General features: G+C 45.3%; 15 protein-coding genes and 1 pseudogene. 8 read left to right on the plus strand and 8 right to left on the minus strand.

Annotated elements, in window-relative coordinates:
- Positions 1 to 1095, plus strand: a complete 1095-nt coding sequence (locus ACFVS2_RS32925) for a GerAB/ArcD/ProY family transporter (protein WP_390240720.1) — start codon at positions 1 to 3, stop codon at positions 1093 to 1095.
- Positions 1096 to 1136: 41 nt separating this feature from the next.
- Here ACFVS2_RS32925 and ACFVS2_RS32930 read toward each other — a convergent pair whose 3' ends face one another.
- The 4 genes from ACFVS2_RS32930 to ACFVS2_RS32945 form a co-directional block, all read right to left on the minus strand.
- Positions 1137 to 2054, minus strand: coding sequence for a pseudouridine-5'-phosphate glycosidase (locus ACFVS2_RS32930; protein WP_390240722.1), 918 nt, complete (start codon positions 2052 to 2054; stop codon positions 1137 to 1139).
- 30 nt (positions 2055 to 2084) lie between these two features.
- Positions 2085 to 3542 (minus strand): aminotransferase class I/II-fold pyridoxal phosphate-dependent enzyme, encoded by a 1458-nt coding sequence (locus ACFVS2_RS32935; protein WP_390240747.1) that lies wholly within the window; start codon positions 3540 to 3542, stop codon positions 2085 to 2087.
- A gap of 309 nt (positions 3543 to 3851) precedes the next feature.
- Positions 3852 to 4433, minus strand: a complete 582-nt coding sequence (locus ACFVS2_RS32940; RefSeq protein WP_173616891.1) for a TetR/AcrR family transcriptional regulator — start codon at positions 4431 to 4433, stop codon at positions 3852 to 3854.
- A 447-nt stretch (positions 4434 to 4880) separates the two neighbouring features.
- Positions 4881 to 5576 carry a GNAT family N-acetyltransferase gene (locus ACFVS2_RS32945; protein ID WP_390240724.1) on the minus strand — a complete coding sequence of 232 codons (696 nt, stop codon included), beginning with the start codon at positions 5574 to 5576 and terminating at the stop codon, positions 4881 to 4883.
- A 53-nt stretch (positions 5577 to 5629) separates the two neighbouring features.
- Between ACFVS2_RS32945 and ACFVS2_RS32950 the strand changes: the two are divergent.
- Positions 5630 to 5785, plus strand: a pseudogene (locus tag ACFVS2_RS32950) (transposase); the annotation flags it as partial.
- Positions 5786 to 5818: 33 nt separating this feature from the next.
- Here ACFVS2_RS32950 and ACFVS2_RS32955 read toward each other — a convergent pair.
- A complete protein-coding gene (locus ACFVS2_RS32955) occupies positions 5819 to 6829 on the minus strand; it encodes a fumarylacetoacetate hydrolase family protein (RefSeq protein WP_390240727.1) in 1011 nt (336 codons plus the stop codon).
- A gap of 165 nt (positions 6830 to 6994) precedes the next feature.
- On the opposite strand from ACFVS2_RS32955, the gene ACFVS2_RS32960 reads away from it, so the two are divergent.
- The 4 genes from ACFVS2_RS32960 to ACFVS2_RS32975 all read left to right on the plus strand — a co-directional run bounded on the left by ACFVS2_RS32960 (position 6995) and on the right by ACFVS2_RS32975 (position 12458).
- Positions 6995 to 8017: an MBL fold metallo-hydrolase gene (locus tag ACFVS2_RS32960; protein ID WP_390240729.1), complete on the plus strand. Its 1023-nt coding sequence runs from the start codon at positions 6995 to 6997 to the stop codon at positions 8015 to 8017.
- A 446-nt stretch (positions 8018 to 8463) separates the two neighbouring features.
- Entirely contained in the window at positions 8464 to 9579 is a 1116-nt protein-coding gene (gene hisC / locus ACFVS2_RS32965) for a histidinol-phosphate transaminase (RefSeq protein WP_390240731.1), read from the plus strand.
- 450 nt (positions 9580 to 10029) lie between these two features.
- Positions 10030 to 10929 carry a sigma-70 family RNA polymerase sigma factor gene (locus ACFVS2_RS32970; protein WP_390240733.1) on the plus strand — a complete coding sequence of 300 codons (900 nt, stop codon included), beginning with the start codon at positions 10030 to 10032 and terminating at the stop codon, positions 10927 to 10929.
- 233 nt (positions 10930 to 11162) lie between these two features.
- Entirely contained in the window at positions 11163 to 12458 is a 1296-nt protein-coding gene (locus tag ACFVS2_RS32975; protein ID WP_390240735.1) for an MFS transporter, read from the plus strand.
- A gap of 75 nt (positions 12459 to 12533) precedes the next feature.
- On the opposite strand, the gene ACFVS2_RS32980 is transcribed toward ACFVS2_RS32975, so the two are convergent.
- Together ACFVS2_RS32980 and ACFVS2_RS32985 are read right to left on the minus strand one after the other, a co-directional pair.
- Positions 12534 to 12716, minus strand: coding sequence for a hypothetical protein (locus tag ACFVS2_RS32980; RefSeq protein ID WP_007723975.1), 183 nt, complete (start codon positions 12714 to 12716; stop codon positions 12534 to 12536).
- Positions 12717 to 12728: 12 nt separating this feature from the next.
- Positions 12729 to 13559, minus strand: coding sequence for a hypothetical protein (locus ACFVS2_RS32985; RefSeq protein WP_173616896.1), 831 nt, complete (start codon positions 13557 to 13559; stop codon positions 12729 to 12731).
- Positions 13560 to 14064: 505 nt separating this feature from the next.
- On the opposite strand from ACFVS2_RS32985, the gene ACFVS2_RS32990 reads away from it, so the two are divergent.
- Positions 14065 to 14988, plus strand: a complete 924-nt coding sequence (locus tag ACFVS2_RS32990; protein WP_390240737.1) for a hypothetical protein — start codon at positions 14065 to 14067, stop codon at positions 14986 to 14988.
- 42 nt (positions 14989 to 15030) lie between these two features.
- On the opposite strand, the gene ACFVS2_RS32995 is transcribed toward ACFVS2_RS32990, so the two are convergent.
- On the minus strand, positions 15031 to 16116 hold the full coding sequence (locus ACFVS2_RS32995) for a DUF5050 domain-containing protein (RefSeq protein ID WP_390240739.1): 1086 nt from the start codon (positions 16114 to 16116) through the stop codon (positions 15031 to 15033).
- A 207-nt stretch (positions 16117 to 16323) separates the two neighbouring features.
- On the opposite strand from ACFVS2_RS32995, the gene ACFVS2_RS33000 reads away from it, so the two are divergent.
- On the plus strand, positions 16324 to 17406 hold the full coding sequence (locus ACFVS2_RS33000) for an alpha-helical endospore appendage domain-containing protein (protein ID WP_390240741.1): 1083 nt from the start codon (positions 16324 to 16326) through the stop codon (positions 17404 to 17406).
- The last annotated feature ends 125 nt before the right edge of the window (positions 17407 to 17531 follow it).

Genomic DNA, 17531 nt, shown 5'->3' on the forward strand with positions numbered 1-17531 from the left:
GTGGGATGGTTGGACGTCCGCACGATTTCAAGATTTCAGTGGGTCTCAATCCATGCATTAAGTCTCCCCATAATGGGACACGTCTTCCTAATCGAACCACTGATTCATACCGCTGGCAAAGACGGCTGGATATCTGCTTTGATCAGCATTCCTTGTGGCATTCTATTCGTTCTGCTGTTGAGCATACTGCGAAGTAAACTTCAAAACACCTCGTTACTGACGGGAACAGAAGAAAAAGCCGGTAGAGCACCAGCTGTCATTTTGTGTTTGATCTTACTCTCCTATTTTCTGTATGCTTCTGCTACGACGATGCGCGGTATGGAGGAGTTCGTCAAAATAACCTTTTTGCCGGAGACGCCTCTCTGGGCAATCGGAACGAGCTTCATCCTTCTCATTTGGTTCAGTCTGCAAAGAAACATCGAATCCATCGCTAGAATGGCCGTCATCTTTTTTTTGATGACGATGATAACAGGACCGATAGTTGGACTGGCACTCATGCAAGAAAAAGATTATGCCCGCATTTTGCCGATCCTCGACAATGGGTGGGGACCTGCTCTGGAGGGCTCACTTTTCTATGTTGCCTTGTGGGGGGAACTGATCTTAGTTCTTCTGCTTCAGACAAAATGGGTTGGAGTGCGTCATGACTTCAATGGTTTCTCCTTTCTTGTGTTATTTAACGTCTTTTTGGGCGCATCGATGCTAATGGGTGCCATTGCTGTATTTGGGCTTCCTCTCTCGGAAAAACTGGACTGGCCGGTACAAAATACAGTCAGACAAATAAAAATGGGTTTTATAAGCCGGGGAGACATTTATGGTTTATATACGATGACGGCAGGCTGTTTCATCCGGGTATCGGTATTTTTATATGCCATCTGTGAATGTCTCGCCTTTCTCCTTTCCACCACTTACAAAAAGCTGAGCTTGCCCGTCTGTTTGGTTACGCTTTTGCTGTCTTTACTCGTGTTTTCCAATCATCAACAACTCTTGCAGACTAATCACACCTATTTTAAGTATGGATACGTACTCCTGTTGTTGCCGATTTTTTTGCTGATTCTCTTCCGGATCAAAGGAGGAAAGGCGGTAGAGAACCCTTGAGTAAGCAAAAGAAAAAGGCCACCCCAAGGCGGCCTTTCCTCCTATGATTCGCTACGGTTTAACGCAACAGCAATTTGTGCAGCGAGCTTTGCATTATTTTTCACCAGGGCAATGTTCGCCTCTAGGCTTTTTCCGCCTGTTCGTTCTTTTACATTCGCTAACATGAATGGCGTTACTTGCTTGCCAGTGATTCCTTGGCTTTTCGCATCATGCATCGCTTGAAGAATGATCGCTTCGATTTCATCGTAAGGGATTGCATCCGCTTCGAGGATCGGATTGGCAATCACCGCTCCGCCCTTCAAGCCGAGTTTCCATTTGGCATCCAGCATCGCAGCTGCCTCTTCTGGCGTATCCATGCTTACAGACACATCGAATCCACTTTTGCGGGAGTAAAAAGCCGGGAACTCGGTTGTTTGATGGCCAACAACAGGTACTCCGAGCGTTTCTAAGTACTCCAGTGTTCTTCCGATATCCAAAATGGATTTGCAGCCCGCACATACGACTGCCACATTTGTCTCTGCCAGCTCCGTCAAATCAGCAGACACATCCCACGTCACTTCCCCTTCACGGTGAACACCGCCAATTCCACCTGTTGCAAACATGCGAATGCCTGCCAACTCAGCACCGATCATCGTCCCCGATACGGTTGCCGCTCCTATTTTTTTCGAGGCTAAAATATACGGGATGTCCCGGCGGCTAACCTTGGCAACATTTTTGTTTGTCGCGAATTCTTCCAGCTCACTCGCACTCAAACCAATCTTGATTTGCCCATCCATAAAACCAATCGTTGCCGGAACAGCACCATGATTGCGAATAATTTGCTCTACGTCATTCGCCATTTCTACATTTTGCGGATAAGGCATCCCATGGGAGATAATCGTCGTTTCTAGTGCAACAATCGGTAATTGATGATCAAGGGCGTGTCTGACCTCTTCCGAAAAACTGAGATATTGTTTCATAGAATTCTCCTCCAATGCCTGGTTGTTTGGTTATTCCTTGATGACACGTATGGTTTGTAGCGTGGGGTCTTCAAAGCCTTGTACAGGTAATCCTGCCTCTAAGTTTTTCTTCGTATAGATGAGGTTCTCTTCCGAAATGATCTCACCCGGGATAAAAATCGGAATACCTGGTGGATATACCATGACAAACTCCGCGATAATTCTTCCCACGGATTGTTCCACAGGAATCATCTCTGTCGGTGCGTAAAATGCATCGCGCGGAGTGACAGCGAGTACCGGTATTTTGGGAAGCTGCATTTTTGGGCGGCTTTTTCTGTTTCCTTGATCCTCGGCCCCGGCAGCCAGCTCCTCCAAGGCATAGACAAGGATTTGCAAATCTTCTTTCGTATCACTTGGTGTGATAATACAAACGATGTTGTACAGGTCAGATAGCTCTACCTCAATGTTATAGCGATCACGGAGCCATTTTTCAGCTTCATACCCTGTAATGCCGAGGTCTTTTACCGAGATGACCAGCTTGGTCGGATCATGAGCAAACGCTCCATTTGTCCCGATAATTTCTCTCCCAATGCAGTACAAATGATTAATTTTATTGATTTGGGCTCGTGCTTCGTTTGCCAGCTGAATCGTTTGATCCAATAGCGCTTTCCCGGATGTCACCAACCGCTTTCTCGCCACATCGAGCGAAGCGAGCAGTAAATAGGAAGTGGATGTCGTAGTGAGCATGCTATAGATAGCTTGTACACGCTGAATGGAAACGAGATTTCCCTGAATGTTCAACAACGAACTCTGCGTCAGAGAGCCTCCTAATTTATGCATACTGCTTGCTGCCATATCTGCACCAGCTTGCATCGCCGATAGTGGGAGCTTGGGGTGGAAGTGAACATGTGAGCCATGCGCTTCATCTACGAGTACGGGCACTCCTCTGGCATGCGCAATTTGAACGATACTCTTCAAGTCACCGGCAATTCCGAAATAGGTTGGATTGATGACTAGAACTGCCTTTGCATCGGGATGCTGTTCCAATGCTTTTTCCACAGCTTGTGGTGTGATTCCATGTGAGATCCCGAAGACAGGGTCTATTTCTGGATGTAAAAAGACAGGAGTCGCACCGGATAAAACAATTCCGCTCATGATCGATTTGTGTACATTCCGTGGCACGATGATCTTATCGCCAGGATTACATACTGCCATAATCATGGTCATAATGACTCCGCTCGTACCTTGAACAGAAAATATGGTGTGATCAGCGCCAAAGGCTTCAGCAGCCAATTCCTGCGCTTGTTTGATAATTCCTTTTGGTTGATGCAAATCGTCCAATGGTTCAATGTTAATCAAATCGATGGAAAGTGCATTTTTTCCCATGAACCATCGAAATTCAGGATCCATCCCTTTCCCTTTCTTATGACCTGGTATATGGAATTGGATTGGATTCTTCTGGGCATGCTTTCTCAGCCCGTTAAAGAGCGGCGTTTGCCCTTGAATCAACATTTTTCCCACCTCACTATCCTTCCGTGTTGTTTGAATGAGTGGTGTTTCTGGGCTGATTATAAGGTAAGCGGCTCCTTCCTTCATGATCCAATCTTGACTTTTATGAACCATCCAATTTGTGTCCTACTGTTCGAAACTAATAAAGTATTAGACTATTCAATCCTTCCATTCAAAAAGGCCAGTCAAAACACAAAATAAAGTGTTAGACTGGCCTTGTTTATTGAGCTATCGATACCCGTTAGCGCCTTGTTCTAGAGTTAGAGCTGCGCAAGCAGTCTTCGGCGTATTTAAATAAATCAACAAAGCTTATGACTGAGACAAAATTCCTTTAACAAACAATGAGACACTGTACTTATAGAACTCTTCCCCGGTTACGAGTTGAGACTGATATTGCCGGTGAATCAGCTCGCTCATCTGAAATCCGTAGCACATCGAGAGAAAAGACATGGCAGCAAGACGTTCATCCTGTCTGGCTATAACTTTTTTCTTCTGCAGGCGCTCAAAATATTCAACCAGCAAGGAGTGCAGCTTCACTGGCGGATCGGCCAACACTCTATCCAATTCGGGAAGCATTCCTTTTTCGCGGATGCCAATCAAAATGATATCCGCATTTTTATGGAAAAACAAACGGTACTGCCGGCTTACATTCAGCAGATCGACTTCCGGATTATCGGTTGCGTCCTCTTTTAACAGTTTCTCAAATTGCGGGAAATCCGAATGGCTTTCAATGATGGCTTCCAATATGCCTTGCTTGCTTCCAAATTGCCGAAATATCGTAGATTCATTGACTTTAGCTTCCGTTGCAATGGCTTTGGTGCTTACTCCCCGATAGCCCTTCTTTTTGATGAGCCGTGTCGCGGCTTCAATGATTCTGTCTGAAGTATGCATTGTCTTTCTCCTTTTGCATATGTTAAACCTATTCTACTACAAGTTTTGCATATTCAGCAGGGTCGGGGTTCATCATTTTCATAAACGTTTATTTAAAGTAGGATCAATCCAATACATAGTGCTTGAATAATAGAAAAACATCTGAACATTCCGTAAGATGGTTGTGCGACCAATCCAACTGTGGGGAATGACAGATGCACAATCAGTATACCGATTTTTTACTCCGACTGCCCGATGTAAAAACAAAACAAGTCTTGGAAATCCTGAAGCATGCCCTGATGCGCCAAAAGTTACTGTATCAACTAGAAATTCACCAAGGATTTTTGATGATCCGACCAGGGAATTCCACCTGACAAAACATAGGCCACCTATAAGCCATAAAATGGCTGCCTGGTACGGCCCTGTTTGAGTTTAACTAGATTTTTTACTTGAAAGGGATGATACCTGCTATATTTCGTATCCGTGTTCTTTTAAATACAACTCACCCGCTTCGCATAGCTCCTCGAGCTCTCGAATGCCCATATATCTATTGTTCCAGGGCGTTACCTGTTCTTCCGTTAGTGAATAGGAGTAGACCAAAGCAGTCCGTTCAAATGTCTCATCATCCGGATTTTCATACCGCTCACATAGGTCCATAACAGAATTGTACAACCCCAATGCACTCGCATTGTACTCTTCGGATGTATATAGTCTTAAATATTTGAATTGGTTCAGTGATGTAGCTCTTTCGATGGATTCAAGCAGAATTTTTCTTCCAAAGCCTTTGCTCCGCCATTTAGGCAAAACACCGTACCAACTGAGCCATGCGGAATCTCTGTCAGCTTCTACAGTATAAATGCCCGAAATCCCTATGGCAGTTTCATTCTCGTACACAATCCAATAAGCATAGCCCGGATCATTGTTATCAATAGAATTTTTGATGTGCAGAATATCAGGCGAATCCGAAAAGATTTCCTTTTGAATGGTATAGGCCAGTTTTAAATTCTGTTGAGTAACTTCTATAAAATGCATAATTGTAGCACCTCGATTAATTTCATTATAGTCGTTGAAATTAATTGTTCTCTTCTTACTTGGAAATTCTTCTCCAAAAGACTGTCCAAGCCGACTCCAGCTTCTCGTTAATTCGCACTGGACTTGAATCATAGAGTAACTCCAGCATCAAGGCATCAACAATCCCAGTAAATGCACTAGCCGGAATAGTGAATTACCATCGTTGTCGCTGGACGAACGCTGCCGTTGAGGGGCGAAACAACCGAATAAAAGCTTTTCAGCGTAGGCACTATTTTACTCGAAACCGCGAACGTTACGTGCAAGGTCTTCTCGTAGAATGCAACTATGCGCATTATGGTTAAAATTGAATCAAGCACTACCTTTGGGATTGAGCCTTAAAGTAAATCGCTTCTTTTTTCCCAGCGGCTTGGTTCCGTAATCTTTACATGATCAGGCACCAATTGCGTGAGCGTGCCTAATTTACCGAATGTAATCTGGATTCGGTCAGAGGGCAACAGCCATTGTTCAGTCTCGATTGAGCAGCAATCCGGTATCGTCCCCATTCCTATAATCGTGCCCGGGAGCGGCGTGAAAACTTTGAGAACCTCCTCCATCACTTTTACAGGGTGTGCAGAATACTCGGATGTGCTTCCCTTCCAGTGCAGTCTCTCCCCGATGCGTACATCCACATCCAGTCCCAGCGGGTTGTCAATTTCATCCGGCGTAACCAGAAATGGTCCTATTCCTTTGCTGCGATCAAAATCTTTGCATCGCGTCGGTCCGGTCAGCGCCTGGAAATCCGGCCACTGCACATCGCGGACTGTACTGTCGTTAAAAATAACATAACCTGCAATGCAATTCCCCTTCCCTGTAACAAAGGCCAGCTCCGGCTCGATATCCAGGTAGGAAGAGTACGAAGGCCAATGAATCGTATCCCCATCGCCAATTAATGCATTATGGTTACACTTGTAATAACTGAAAATTACTTTATTCGGGTCTTTCTGGAATTTTTCGGTAATTTTTTGTTTAAGCTCTTCTCTTTCCGGTCCTGTATATTCTCTTTGCAGCAGATTTACGCCAGCATTTCTTAGATGTCTTGGCGTCAGCCCGAAATCGATAAGCGCAGCCGGATTCGGAACCGGCGGCAGCAGTTTTACCGCTGCAATCGGGCAGATTTCATTTTCATTGAATTGGTGCGACTGTTCGACAGCATATTGCATCAATTCCTTAGCGGCATCATAACTTGCCGGCAAATAATGAAGATAGCTGTCCATACTTTCAAGACTGTCAAAGAATGTTCCCTGCTTTTTCATGATTGCAGCAAAAGACACAACAAATTCCTCGTTAACTACAAGCCCAAACAAAGGTTCATGGGATGTCTTGGTTTGAAAGGTTACTAGCTTCATGTTGCAGCGCCTCCATCCATGTAGTGTGATGTTGTTCTGTTACTATCATAAAGCATAGAGTAAATGCACGCAAGCACACGCTTGCATTTCTGTTTTCCATTCTCTATAATACAGACATAGTTCGTATGCCTTACCCCAAAAACATAGACGCAAAGGAGAATCTTCATGAAGTATGGACGTATTATCCAAAAACCTCGCGTTAAATTTTTTGAAGTCGCAGATGGCGTCTTCGCCGGTATTTCGCCGTATCGCGGCATCAGTTGGGCCAATGCCGGGTTCATCAACAAGGGTGAAGGGCTGGTGTATGACACGTTCTTCGATTTGTTCCATGCGCGGGAAATGCGGGAGGCTTTTATGGAAGTAAGCAACGGTGGCTCTCCCGCATATGTGGTGAACTCGCACTATAACAGCGACCATGCCTGGGGAAACAAAGTGTTTAAAGATTCTTGTATTATTATGCACAAGGAAGCGGCCAGAGAGCGTTTCACCGAAAATATCGCCTGGATGGACAGCGTCATCAGAAGAGGAAAGGATTCTCTGGAATCGACTTCGGGCGAGCGGTTTTTTGCAGCGGAATTTGAAGGATTCGACCTGGAAGGCGTAGAATGGGTGCTCCCGAATATTGAGATAAAGGACGATATCAACATCCGTCTTGGCGATACGGAAGTTATGATTTACAACGTAGCTCCGGCCCACTCTGACAGTGACTTGCTGTTGTGGATGCCAAAAGAAAAAGTGCTGTTCGCTGGCGATGTCGTGTTTAACGGTTGTACGGCATACAGCGAAGAGGGAACCCTCAATTGGGTTAAAGTGCTTGATCGCATTATTGATGAAATTAAACCCGAAATCGTTGTTCCAGGACATGGTGCCATCTGCGGCCTGGACTTCGTGAAGGAGCAGAGAGACTACCTCCTGAACCTGATCAGTGAGTTCAACAAGCATTACAATGACGAAATTGATTCCTTGTCCCTGACAAAGCAAATTGATATTTCCCGCTTCCTTCATTGGATTCAGCCAGAACGCTTGTATGTTACAGTGGATATCCTATTGAAAAGCAAACGAGGGTTACCACCCCTTCCAATTTGGAACGAGGTGCCTGCTAAGCTGGAAGACATGAAAGTTTTTTTGGCCGGAAAATATGGCGATCAGATCAAACAATGGGACCCTATGAGTGTTTGGCAAGAATAGCAATTTGAAGCTAGCGTACGAAAAACAAAAAACGGTCCTGCCGCAAATGATGCGAACAGCGGCCGTTTTTTGAATTGTTCCACGGAATTAAAATCGGCGCCTTAGAACCGACTATGTAGAAAAATGGAGATGGACTTATGACTTATTAGTAGAACTCTTCTAAAACGATATAACCAAATTTGATGTTTAGTGTATTTCTCTTCTTTATTGTGATTCCAAGACTTTTGGCGGTAGCCACCATCACTAAACTGTCCGTTAGTTGAATAACTGGCGCCAATCTAACACTTTATTTTTCGGTCTAGTACTTTATTTTACAGTCTACAACTTTATTTGTACGGAACACCTACCTCGTAATTGGTCTGTTTCATCTTTCGCGAATTGGCTGGTTACACTGCTGGAGATTTCACTTACAGTGTTGCTACCATGAAGTTTTGGAGGCCATATAGATGAAAAAACTACCCACGACACAATCGCGAAAAACATTAGAAAAGATACAATCCTATCAACCTGGAATGCCGATTTGGGAGATTAAAAAAATGTACGGACTCTCTCATATCATTAAACTAGCCTCAAATGAAAATCCACTCGGCCCATCCCCAAAGATCATCCGCGCCATTCTCGGTGCGCTCCCGGAGCTGCATCGTTACCCGGATGCCAATACAACGACGCTGAAAGAGCACTTGGCTGATCATCTTGAGTTAAGTCCGGAGCATTTAATCGTCACGAATGGCGGTGACGAACTGATCAAGCTCATTTCCGAAACCTATTTGGAGCCTGAGGACGAAATCGTCGTGCCTTCGCCGACCTTTAGTGAATATGAATTCGGCGCACATCTCATGGAAGCTGTCATCAAAACGGTTCCGCTTGAGGCCGATTATGCATTCAATGTTTCCGCCATTTTGGCAGCCATCACGAATCGAACAAAGCTTGTCTACCTTTGTTCCCCAAACAACCCGACAGGCACCTATTTGTCTCGTCAGGACTTGACGGCATTGCTAGACCAACTGCCAGATGGGGTGCTTATAGTACTCGACGCTGCTTACAGTCACTATGCAACGGCTGACGACTACACAACGGGAATTGAATTTGTCCGCCAAGGATACCCTGTTCTCGTCTTGCAAACCTTCTCGAAAATTTACGCGCTTGCCGGTATTCGAGTCGGATTTGGTGTCGCTCACCCTTCGGTGATCCAAAAAATCCTGAAAGTAAAAGAGCCGTTTAACGTCAATTCATTGGCACAAACAGCCGCCATTACCGCCCTTGCTGACGTGGAGCATTTTGAAATATCCCTCACGGAAAACACCAAAGGCCGTAAGCAGCTGTATGATGCATTCGCTGAAATGAATATCCCTTATACCGTGAGTATGTCTAATTTTATCTTGGCAAAATTGGGACCAAATGCGGGTAGGATTTATCAAGGGCTGCTGGAAAGAGGCATCATTTTGCGGTACGGAGACACTTGGGGGTTACCGGAGCATATTCGAATCAGTGTAGGTACGCTGGAAGAAAATCAAATCCTCATACAAAACCTCCGTGAGCTATTGCTTATCGTAGGAAAATGAACGAAAAACACTGGATAGAAAATGTCCGGTCGGGCTGTCGAGATAGTCGACAGCCATTTTTTTATTCCAGCAACAGGTCAAAACATGAAAAAGATAGCACTACACCTAGCAAAAGCAAGTTAGGTGCAGGCTCTTGCTCGGGTTTCGCGGCCATGCCCTCCACAAATATCATTGATTTGGCTTGCCCGAGGATAGGCAAGGAAGAGCGTACGGCTCGGAATACCTGTTTTCTATGCGGATGTAAATAGAGATTTGCCCAGGGCTTGTAAGGATTAAGTCACATCGGGAACGATCATAGCAGGACTATCCATTCTTGTCCTTACTATGTTGACGAATCGCCCCACGGGAACTTGTGACAAAATTAAATGACCGGTATTTGTCACATTGCTAAGAGTTCATCCGTCAGAATTTATATAGGCTTTTTTATTTTTGTGCGAGGGAGTTTAAATGATGAGCGAACAGGTTTGGTTGGCAAATATATTCGAATCACACCGAAAGCACCTTCAGGCAGTCGCTTATCGAATGCTTGGATCATTGAGCGAAGCGGAGGATGCGGTACAGGAGTCTTGGTTACGTCTTAGTCGTGTGGATGCAAGCGACATCGAGAACATGGGAGGATGGTTGACCACCGTTGTTTCACGGGTTTGTCTCGACATGTTACGCTCGCGAAAATCTAGGCGCGAAGAATCGATAGAAACTCAATTGCCCGATGCTTTCACAAGCCAAGAGAATATTATTGACCCCGAACAAGAAGCCATATTGGCTGATTCTGTCGGCATTGCATTGCTAGTCGTGCTTGGGAATTTGAACCCTGCGGAACGCATCACGTTTGTGCTGCACGATGTTTTCGCCATGCCCTTCAATGAGATTGCGCCTATTTTAGGTAAGTCGGAGGTCGCTACTAGGCAACTTGCGAGCAGGGCACGCCACCGTGTTCGCGGGGTGAAAGCAATGCAGGAAGTCGACCATGCTCTCCAACGCGACGTCGTTCAAGCTTTTCTTGCCGCAGCGCATGCTGGCGATTTCGATACTCTAGTAGCTGCGCTCGATCCGCACGTTATACTTCGTGACGATCGTCAAACAGGCTCTTCAAGAGTAACGCGAGGAGCGGTTGCTCTAGCGAAACAAGTTTCGGGACGTGCACAGAAAGCAGCACAACTAGCCCTCGTTAACGGAACAGTAGGAATCATTGTTGCTCCTCAAGGAAAATTGCTCTATGTACTCAAATTTACAATGAGTCACGGAAAGATTACGGAAGTCGACTTGATCTCCGATCCTGAGCGCATAAGTCATCTTGATCTGAAGACATTGAACACCGTTGAGCCACGGCATACAGATGATGTCGTCTAAAACCGCATGAAAAGACCCCTTTTTTGCGAAAGGGGTCTTTCTCTACATGCTGACCGGATAGAAAATATCCGGTGTTTTTGCTTTTGCAAAGTGTTTACTAAGCTGGATTCTCCTTGTGTTTACCCGTCGCCAATACTATACTGAATGCAAATTCCCCAGTCATTTCCACACGAAAGGATGACTGAAATTTCATAACTTCACGAAAGCTTTCTCTCCATAGAAAGGTGGATCAGATGTCACTCAAACCTGAAGATTTACAAAGCTACATCGACTCCCCAGATAAACAGCAAAGACTATACAAGCGAACGCTCTGGATCGTTGTCATCTCACAAATTTTTGGCGGTGCAGGACTTGCGGCAGGTGTCACCGTAGGGGCTCTCCTCGCTCAGGATATGCTCGGTTCGGAAAGTCTCGCGGGCATCCCTTCCGCATTACTCACGTTTGGCTCTGCTGTCGCTGCATTGCTGGTGGGTCGACTCTCTCAACGCTTTGGACGCCGTTTGGGTCTCGCTAGCGGCTTCTTAGCCGGAGGTATTGGCGCAATTGGGGTGGTTATCGCAGCCGTCGCAAACAGTATTGTCCTTCTGTTTGCTTCCTTAATTCTGTATGGGGCTGGCACCGCTACTAACCTACAGGCCCGCTATGCAGGCACAGACTTGGCAAAGCCTAAACAACGAGCGACTGCTGTAAGTATTGCCATGGTCTCCACTACATTCGGGGCCGTTGCAGGACCAAACCTGGTGGAAGTCATGGGACGATTCGCTACATCCATCGGTGTCCCCGCACTGGCTGGTCCTTTCATCTTGGGGGCCGCAGCCTTTATCCTCGCTGGTCTCGTATTTTGGGTTTTGCTTCGACCGGACCCGTTCATCGTTTCGAAAGCAATCGCAGAAGCACAACAGGTGGATCAGAGCTCGCCGTCCTGTCTGAATGAGAATCAGCTTGCAAGCAACAACCGTGGAATCATCGTGGGAGCCACCGTTATGATTTTGACGCAGATCGTCATGGTCGCCATTATGACAATGACGCCTGTGCATATGAAGCACCACGGACATGGTCTCTCTGAAGTAGGTATCGTCATCGGTTTTCATATCGGTGCGATGTACCTTCCCTCTCTCTTGACGGGTGTACTCGTTGACAAGATCGGTCGCTCCACAATGGCATATGCTTCAGGTGTCATACTGCTTGCAGCCAGCATGACTGCTGCTTTCGCCCCAGCCGATTCGATGCCGCTACTCATCACCGCTCTTGTGCTGCTCGGACTGGGCTGGAATTTTGGATTAATTAGTGGCACAGCGCTCATCGTAGATGCAACGCAGCCCGCCACTCGTGCGAAAACGCAGGGAACGGTTGATGTATTGATTGCCTTGGCTGGTGCATCCGGTGGAGCCCTATCTGGTATGGTCGTCGCAAATGCCAGCTATGCAACACTTTCACTAGCCGGAGGCGCTTTATCACTGTTGCTGGTCCCTGTCCTGATATGGTCCCACAGGAAGAGAAACCACAGTGTAGAGATCTCCCAAAACTAAAGCCACCCTTAGCAGGTGGCTTTTCCTCTATCCCAAGTATCCCGAAACAAAAAATAACACTGCCCACAGGCAGTGTCATTTTCCTCCAACCACTTTATTATCATGTCGCTCATTCGGACTATGCTCATCTACAATCTGTTTTAAGCTAGCGAAGCCAGGAGTAAATTTGCTGTTGGGAATCTTCTTCTTGGAAGAGAGATTTTTCGAGTAAACAGCAGTTTCGTTGCCTCTTTTCGCGAAGAACTCAGCTAATTTCATCGTATCCCACTCCTAACTAGCTCTCTTTAAGGTTTTGACCTTATTCACAAACTTGGTAACAAATCCCAATAGTAACATATACGTAGTCAACCGCTCGAACTCCTGCATATTTTCGGGAGTAAATGTGTCATTCTTGTAAACAGCGACCGCGAATCCAAGCCTGAACTTGCCGAAGTTTTTTACAATTGCAAATTGTTCAATATCCGTATTTTGAATACGTCCCTTTACTTGTTTATCGGCAATTCTGCAATCCTCTTGAAGCATGGAAGACAGTAATAAAGTACGTACTGTGTCAAAATCTTTCAACTCGGTTAAGTAAAACACTTCAAACTGCTTGTCATTATTCGTAGGTACGATCCAATAACAGCATAGCTCGTCCGGTTTCAATCCATAAATCGTCTTTACTTCCATTTCAAATGCCTTCATAAACGTGATCGCATTCGCATTAATAATAGCTGTTGATTGACCGCTGCCATCCAAACTGTAAATCGCATTAGCCAATTCTTTCTCACAATATTTCACTTCCATCTGGAACTCGATGTCGTTCCCTCTAATCTTGTCGCAGATGAACAAAACGATGAATACCATACCTGCCAAAATGGCGGAATACAAGATAGATAAGCCTAGAACAGAGCCTAATGACGCTAGTTTGTTTTCCTCATGTGGCGGTGCTAGGATAAGCAGCCATTCGATCGGTTGAAACATCCACTTATGTATGACTGCTATCAAATCTGGCAGCAAACCTTTTAACAATTCAAATACGAGCCATGAGACCAGAACGGACAAGATGCCAAGAACAGAAAAAACAATCTTTACATGGCTCTGCACGAGATTCTTTAGCACCTGTAAACCTCTCCTTCTGGTAAAGTTTTACATTATTTTAACATTATATTCAGATTCTACAAATAGGAAAAAACTACCTACATTTAGGTAGTTTTTTAGGCGTTTCTATCGTAATCGTACTGACTTTTTGATTCCCTATGTACTGTATCGTCTGCTGTACAATCTTGCTGTTTTCTTCGATTCTCTTTAGCGGTTTAAATGAACTCAACAATTGCATATTCCCCCTATCGGTATACTGGGTGTACTTCGTAACGGAATGCTCCCTTATTGGTCTGCCCATTTTTCACCTCTATCAAACACGAAATGATCATCCTGACCTTCATCCGTCTAGGTAATACCCCATACCTTATGCCGCTCTGATTTTGTTTATACCCCTCTTCTGGGTGCTGCTTTTCCACTGTTAGTGACGTTTTTGTTACAAACAATGTTGCTCCCATTGGCACAATAACCTTCCACAATCCTTGCCATAATAAAGGATAATGCAAACGAAAAGGAGTTAGTCAGAATGAATTCAGTGATTTCGAAGAATGAAACCATTCTTTCCTATATCATTGCCATAGCGCTTATCTTGCTCATGGTAGCGGCTTCCGTCATACTCGATGATCCCGAAGTCATTCTACCTGAAATAGCAGCGATGGCGATTGGTATATGGGTATACCGAGAACCGGGATGGATCAGACAACCTTCTAAAATTTTTGTGGCTCCGTCGATTACGGCTGCAATCGGATTTGCTATAAATCAAGTAGACTTGCCGTACCTTGGAAAAGTCAGCATCACACTCGTACTCATGATGCTCTTTTTACGAATCATCCAATCGAATTTTGGACCATCCCTTGCCACTGGCTTATTACCTCTGGTCACGAATGCAGTTGAATGGTCTTTTATGATCTCTGTCGTCATGCTTTCCTTCATCATCATGCTTGGCGTTCTCGCCTTCAAACTGAATGGCGGCCTGGAGAAGAAAGTGAAGATACCGTATCAGTATATGCTCGTGTTCTTGATTTTGACTTTCGTATGGATCGGTTTTTGTTGGATGGCTGGTTACCCACACTTAGCAGCAATTCCGCCCATACTCGTCGTTGTATATGAATCTCTTCACAAGCCGATGTTCAACGGCAAGATGGCCTTCAAGCTCGGACTAATGTTAACCATATCGGCGACAGTCGGTACACTGCTCTACTTTGCGATTGATTCGTGGGTGATTGTCACGCTGCTCGATATGCTTTTGATGTTTGTTTTATTACGCATCGTCGGCATGCGTGTCCCAGCTGCATACGCATTTCCACTTCTTCCTTTTGTCTTTCCGGACGAAATGGTAGTCATGCTGCCCGTGAGTGCGCTCATCGCTTCTATATTCATGTTTGGCTCCGTGCTCATGTACAAGAAGTGGGAGAGAAAAAGAAGTCAGCTTCATGCCACGAGAAATTAGCCCATAACAAAAGAGCCACCCGCCTTGGGGTGGCTCTTATCCTTACTTCGCCTTTGGGGTTACCTTTTCCACTTTGTTTTCGCCCCTCTTCACTTTGAATAGTTCTCTTTTATCACGATCGGAAGCTTGATAGTCGTAAAAAAAGATGAAATCTCCCCCGATGTTTATTGCTTGACTGGAAATGCTACCTAATGGATACAGCGGGGTTGTCTTGCCGTCCGCCATATTCATTCTGCCTACCGTATGTGCGTCCTTTATTTCTGAGATGTAGTATAGATGCTTCCCAGCGACAATGATCGGATTTTCTGCTGGAGGCAACCCTTTCTTGACGAGAGCGGTTTTCCCATCCTTTAGTCCGATTTTATAAACATCGACGACGCCTTTATCGTTTACCCATTTTGTGTAGTAAATGAAATCACCAGACAGACCGATAAGGGTCATCTCTTTTTCTTTGCTTACTACCTTTTTCTGCGTACCATCCCGCTTCATTTTATATAATTGACGACTTTCATTGGTATAGAAAAGCCAATCCTGATAGAAATAAACTTCATCATACTGGTCAAGCAGCTTCTTCTGATTTTTGCCATTCGTGTCCATCCGGTACAAAGGACCGTAGCCGTCTGCGTAGTAGATGATATCCCCCACTACATACATTCTGTATACGTTATTGCGATCCCCTTCCGCAAGACTACCGCTTTTGATGACTGTTTTCGAACTGCCGTCTGTCTTGATTTTCATGAGCTCCGTTACATCTTCATACGTACCATTGATATCGTAATTGGGCATCTCCAGCTGATAGATTTCTTTAAAAGGCTTATTGCGCGTATAGTAAATCCAGTCACCTACAACATTCACATTATCGGCCCAATCACTGCTCAACTTTTGAAGGGAGCTTCCATCCTTTTTGATTTTGTATAAGCCATCGTTGTTATAAAAAATCCACTCTCCTTGAACGGTGACAAAGCTTCGATCTGAATTGATATTGACAGGATCGCTGCCCAAAACATTTATCACTGGCTTTTTGGTTGGCGCAGTCGCCAATGTTTGTTGATTGCCAAAACCAAAGACCACAATCAGACATACTGCCATCGCGATGGTGATTATCCATTTCTTTTTATGTTGCACCATGCATTCCTCCCGTTCATAGCCTAATATAGCTACAGCGGAGATATCCTCCATTCCGATACAATCCGGCAACACTGATTTATATGTACCAAAACGAATTTGTTTTTGTCTACCTTTATATGGATATTTAGGAAAAATTATTTATATAACAACACGAACACATTTGAACAATGGGACGAGTTCTATTTATGATTTTCAGGAGGGATAACCGTGTCACAAGCCAATTTGCCAAATATTACTCCGACCATAACACTCACGCGTGCCGACGCGATTAATTTGTTATTGTCCTCAATCGCTATAGAAGAGCTAGGGTTAGGACATATCATTAACGCGGAGAGGGAAAAGCTTCCGTTTATTCTGGGTATACTTCCAGGGGTTACCATCCCGCCAGCAACGATCAGCGATCTTTTGAATGTCAATCAAAGTGTACAAGACACGATAAAAACCATCATGCAAAAGGAAAGCATCTTGCAAAGTAAACTTGATAGTATATTAAACACGCCTATTTCAATCGGACCAACTGGAGCTACGGGTTCTACTGGGGCTACCGGAGCCACTGGGGCAGCCGGAGCCACTGGGACAGCCGGAGTCACCGGGGCTACCGGAGCTACTGGGACAGCTGGAGCTACTGGGATAGCCGGAGTCACTGGGGCTACTGGGATAGCCGGAGTCACTGGGGCTACTGGGACAGCTGGAGCTACTGGGATGGCCGGAGCCACTGGTGCAACTGGAACTACTGGGATAGCTGGGACCACTGGGGCTACTGGGACAATCGGAGCTACTGGAACAACCGGGGCCACTGGGACAGCTGGAGCCACTGGAACAACCGGGGCCACTGGGATAGCCGGGGCCACTGGCGCTACAGGACCACAACTGACCAATAGTGCGCATGTCTATAATTTGACTACGGTTATAACAACCGTTGCTAATCAGCCTGTCGCCCTCAGTAACAACGGCGTCATAACGGGAACCGATATTACCCATGCTGCAGGCTCACCTGATATCTTACTGGCAGGCGGCCATACTTACTTTGTCACTCATTCTGTCAATATGACGAACAACACACCTTCTGCCATGTTTCTCGCACTGAATGGAGCTCCTGTTCCAGGTTCTGGATATACGATTATTGCTGAAACACCCCTAGCCTTTACCTATTCCGCTATCATAACGACTCCTGTCGGGGCACTAAGTGTCCTTAACCTCGTGGCGGCAATCATCGGAACAGTCTTTTTTGCAGAACCGTTCCCTCCACAAACAGCCAATGTCAGCATTACCGTTATCGAGTTATTTTGAGAATAGAAGAAGCCACCCATCATGGGTGGCTCAGGTTGTCGAGAAAGTATCGGCAACCTTTTTTTAGTTCGGATTACTTTTATAAATTACCGCGTTAATATAGTATAATATGATTATTAATATAG

It is taken from the genome of Brevibacillus sp. NPDC058079, assembly GCF_042885155.1.
Taxonomy (GTDB): Bacteria; Bacillota; Bacilli; order Brevibacillales; family Brevibacillaceae; genus Brevibacillus.

Bases quoted from the DNA above. Each gene is read 5' to 3' on its own strand.
- ACFVS2_RS32940 (WP_173616891.1), bottom strand. From the start codon at position 4,433: ATGCATACTTCAGACAGAATCATTGAAGCCGCGACACGGCTCATCAAA.
- ACFVS2_RS32995 (WP_390240739.1), bottom strand. From the start codon at position 16,116: ATGGTGCAACATAAAAAGAAATGGATAATCACCATCGCGATGGCAGTA.
- ACFVS2_RS32980 (WP_007723975.1), bottom strand. From the start codon at position 12,716: ATGAAATTAGCTGAGTTCTTCGCGAAAAGAGGCAACGAAACTGCTGTT.
- ACFVS2_RS32975 (WP_390240735.1), top strand. From the start codon at position 11,163: ATGTCACTCAAACCTGAAGATTTACAAAGCTACATCGACTCCCCAGAT.
- ACFVS2_RS32930 (WP_390240722.1), bottom strand. From the start codon at position 2,054: ATGAAACAATATCTCAGTTTTTCGGAAGAGGTCAGACACGCCCTTGAT.
- hisC (WP_390240731.1), top strand. From the start codon at position 8,464: ATGAAAAAACTACCCACGACACAATCGCGAAAAACATTAGAAAAGATA.
- ACFVS2_RS32990 (WP_390240737.1), top strand. From the start codon at position 14,065: ATGAATTCAGTGATTTCGAAGAATGAAACCATTCTTTCCTATATCATT.
- ACFVS2_RS32945 (WP_390240724.1), bottom strand. From the start codon at position 5,576: ATGATTCAAGTCCAGTGCGAATTAACGAGAAGCTGGAGTCGGCTTGGA.
- ACFVS2_RS32955 (WP_390240727.1), bottom strand. From the start codon at position 6,829: ATGAAGCTAGTAACCTTTCAAACCAAGACATCCCATGAACCTTTGTTT.
- ACFVS2_RS32970 (WP_390240733.1), top strand. From the start codon at position 10,030: ATGAGCGAACAGGTTTGGTTGGCAAATATATTCGAATCACACCGAAAG.
- ACFVS2_RS32960 (WP_390240729.1), top strand. From the start codon at position 6,995: ATGAAGTATGGACGTATTATCCAAAAACCTCGCGTTAAATTTTTTGAA.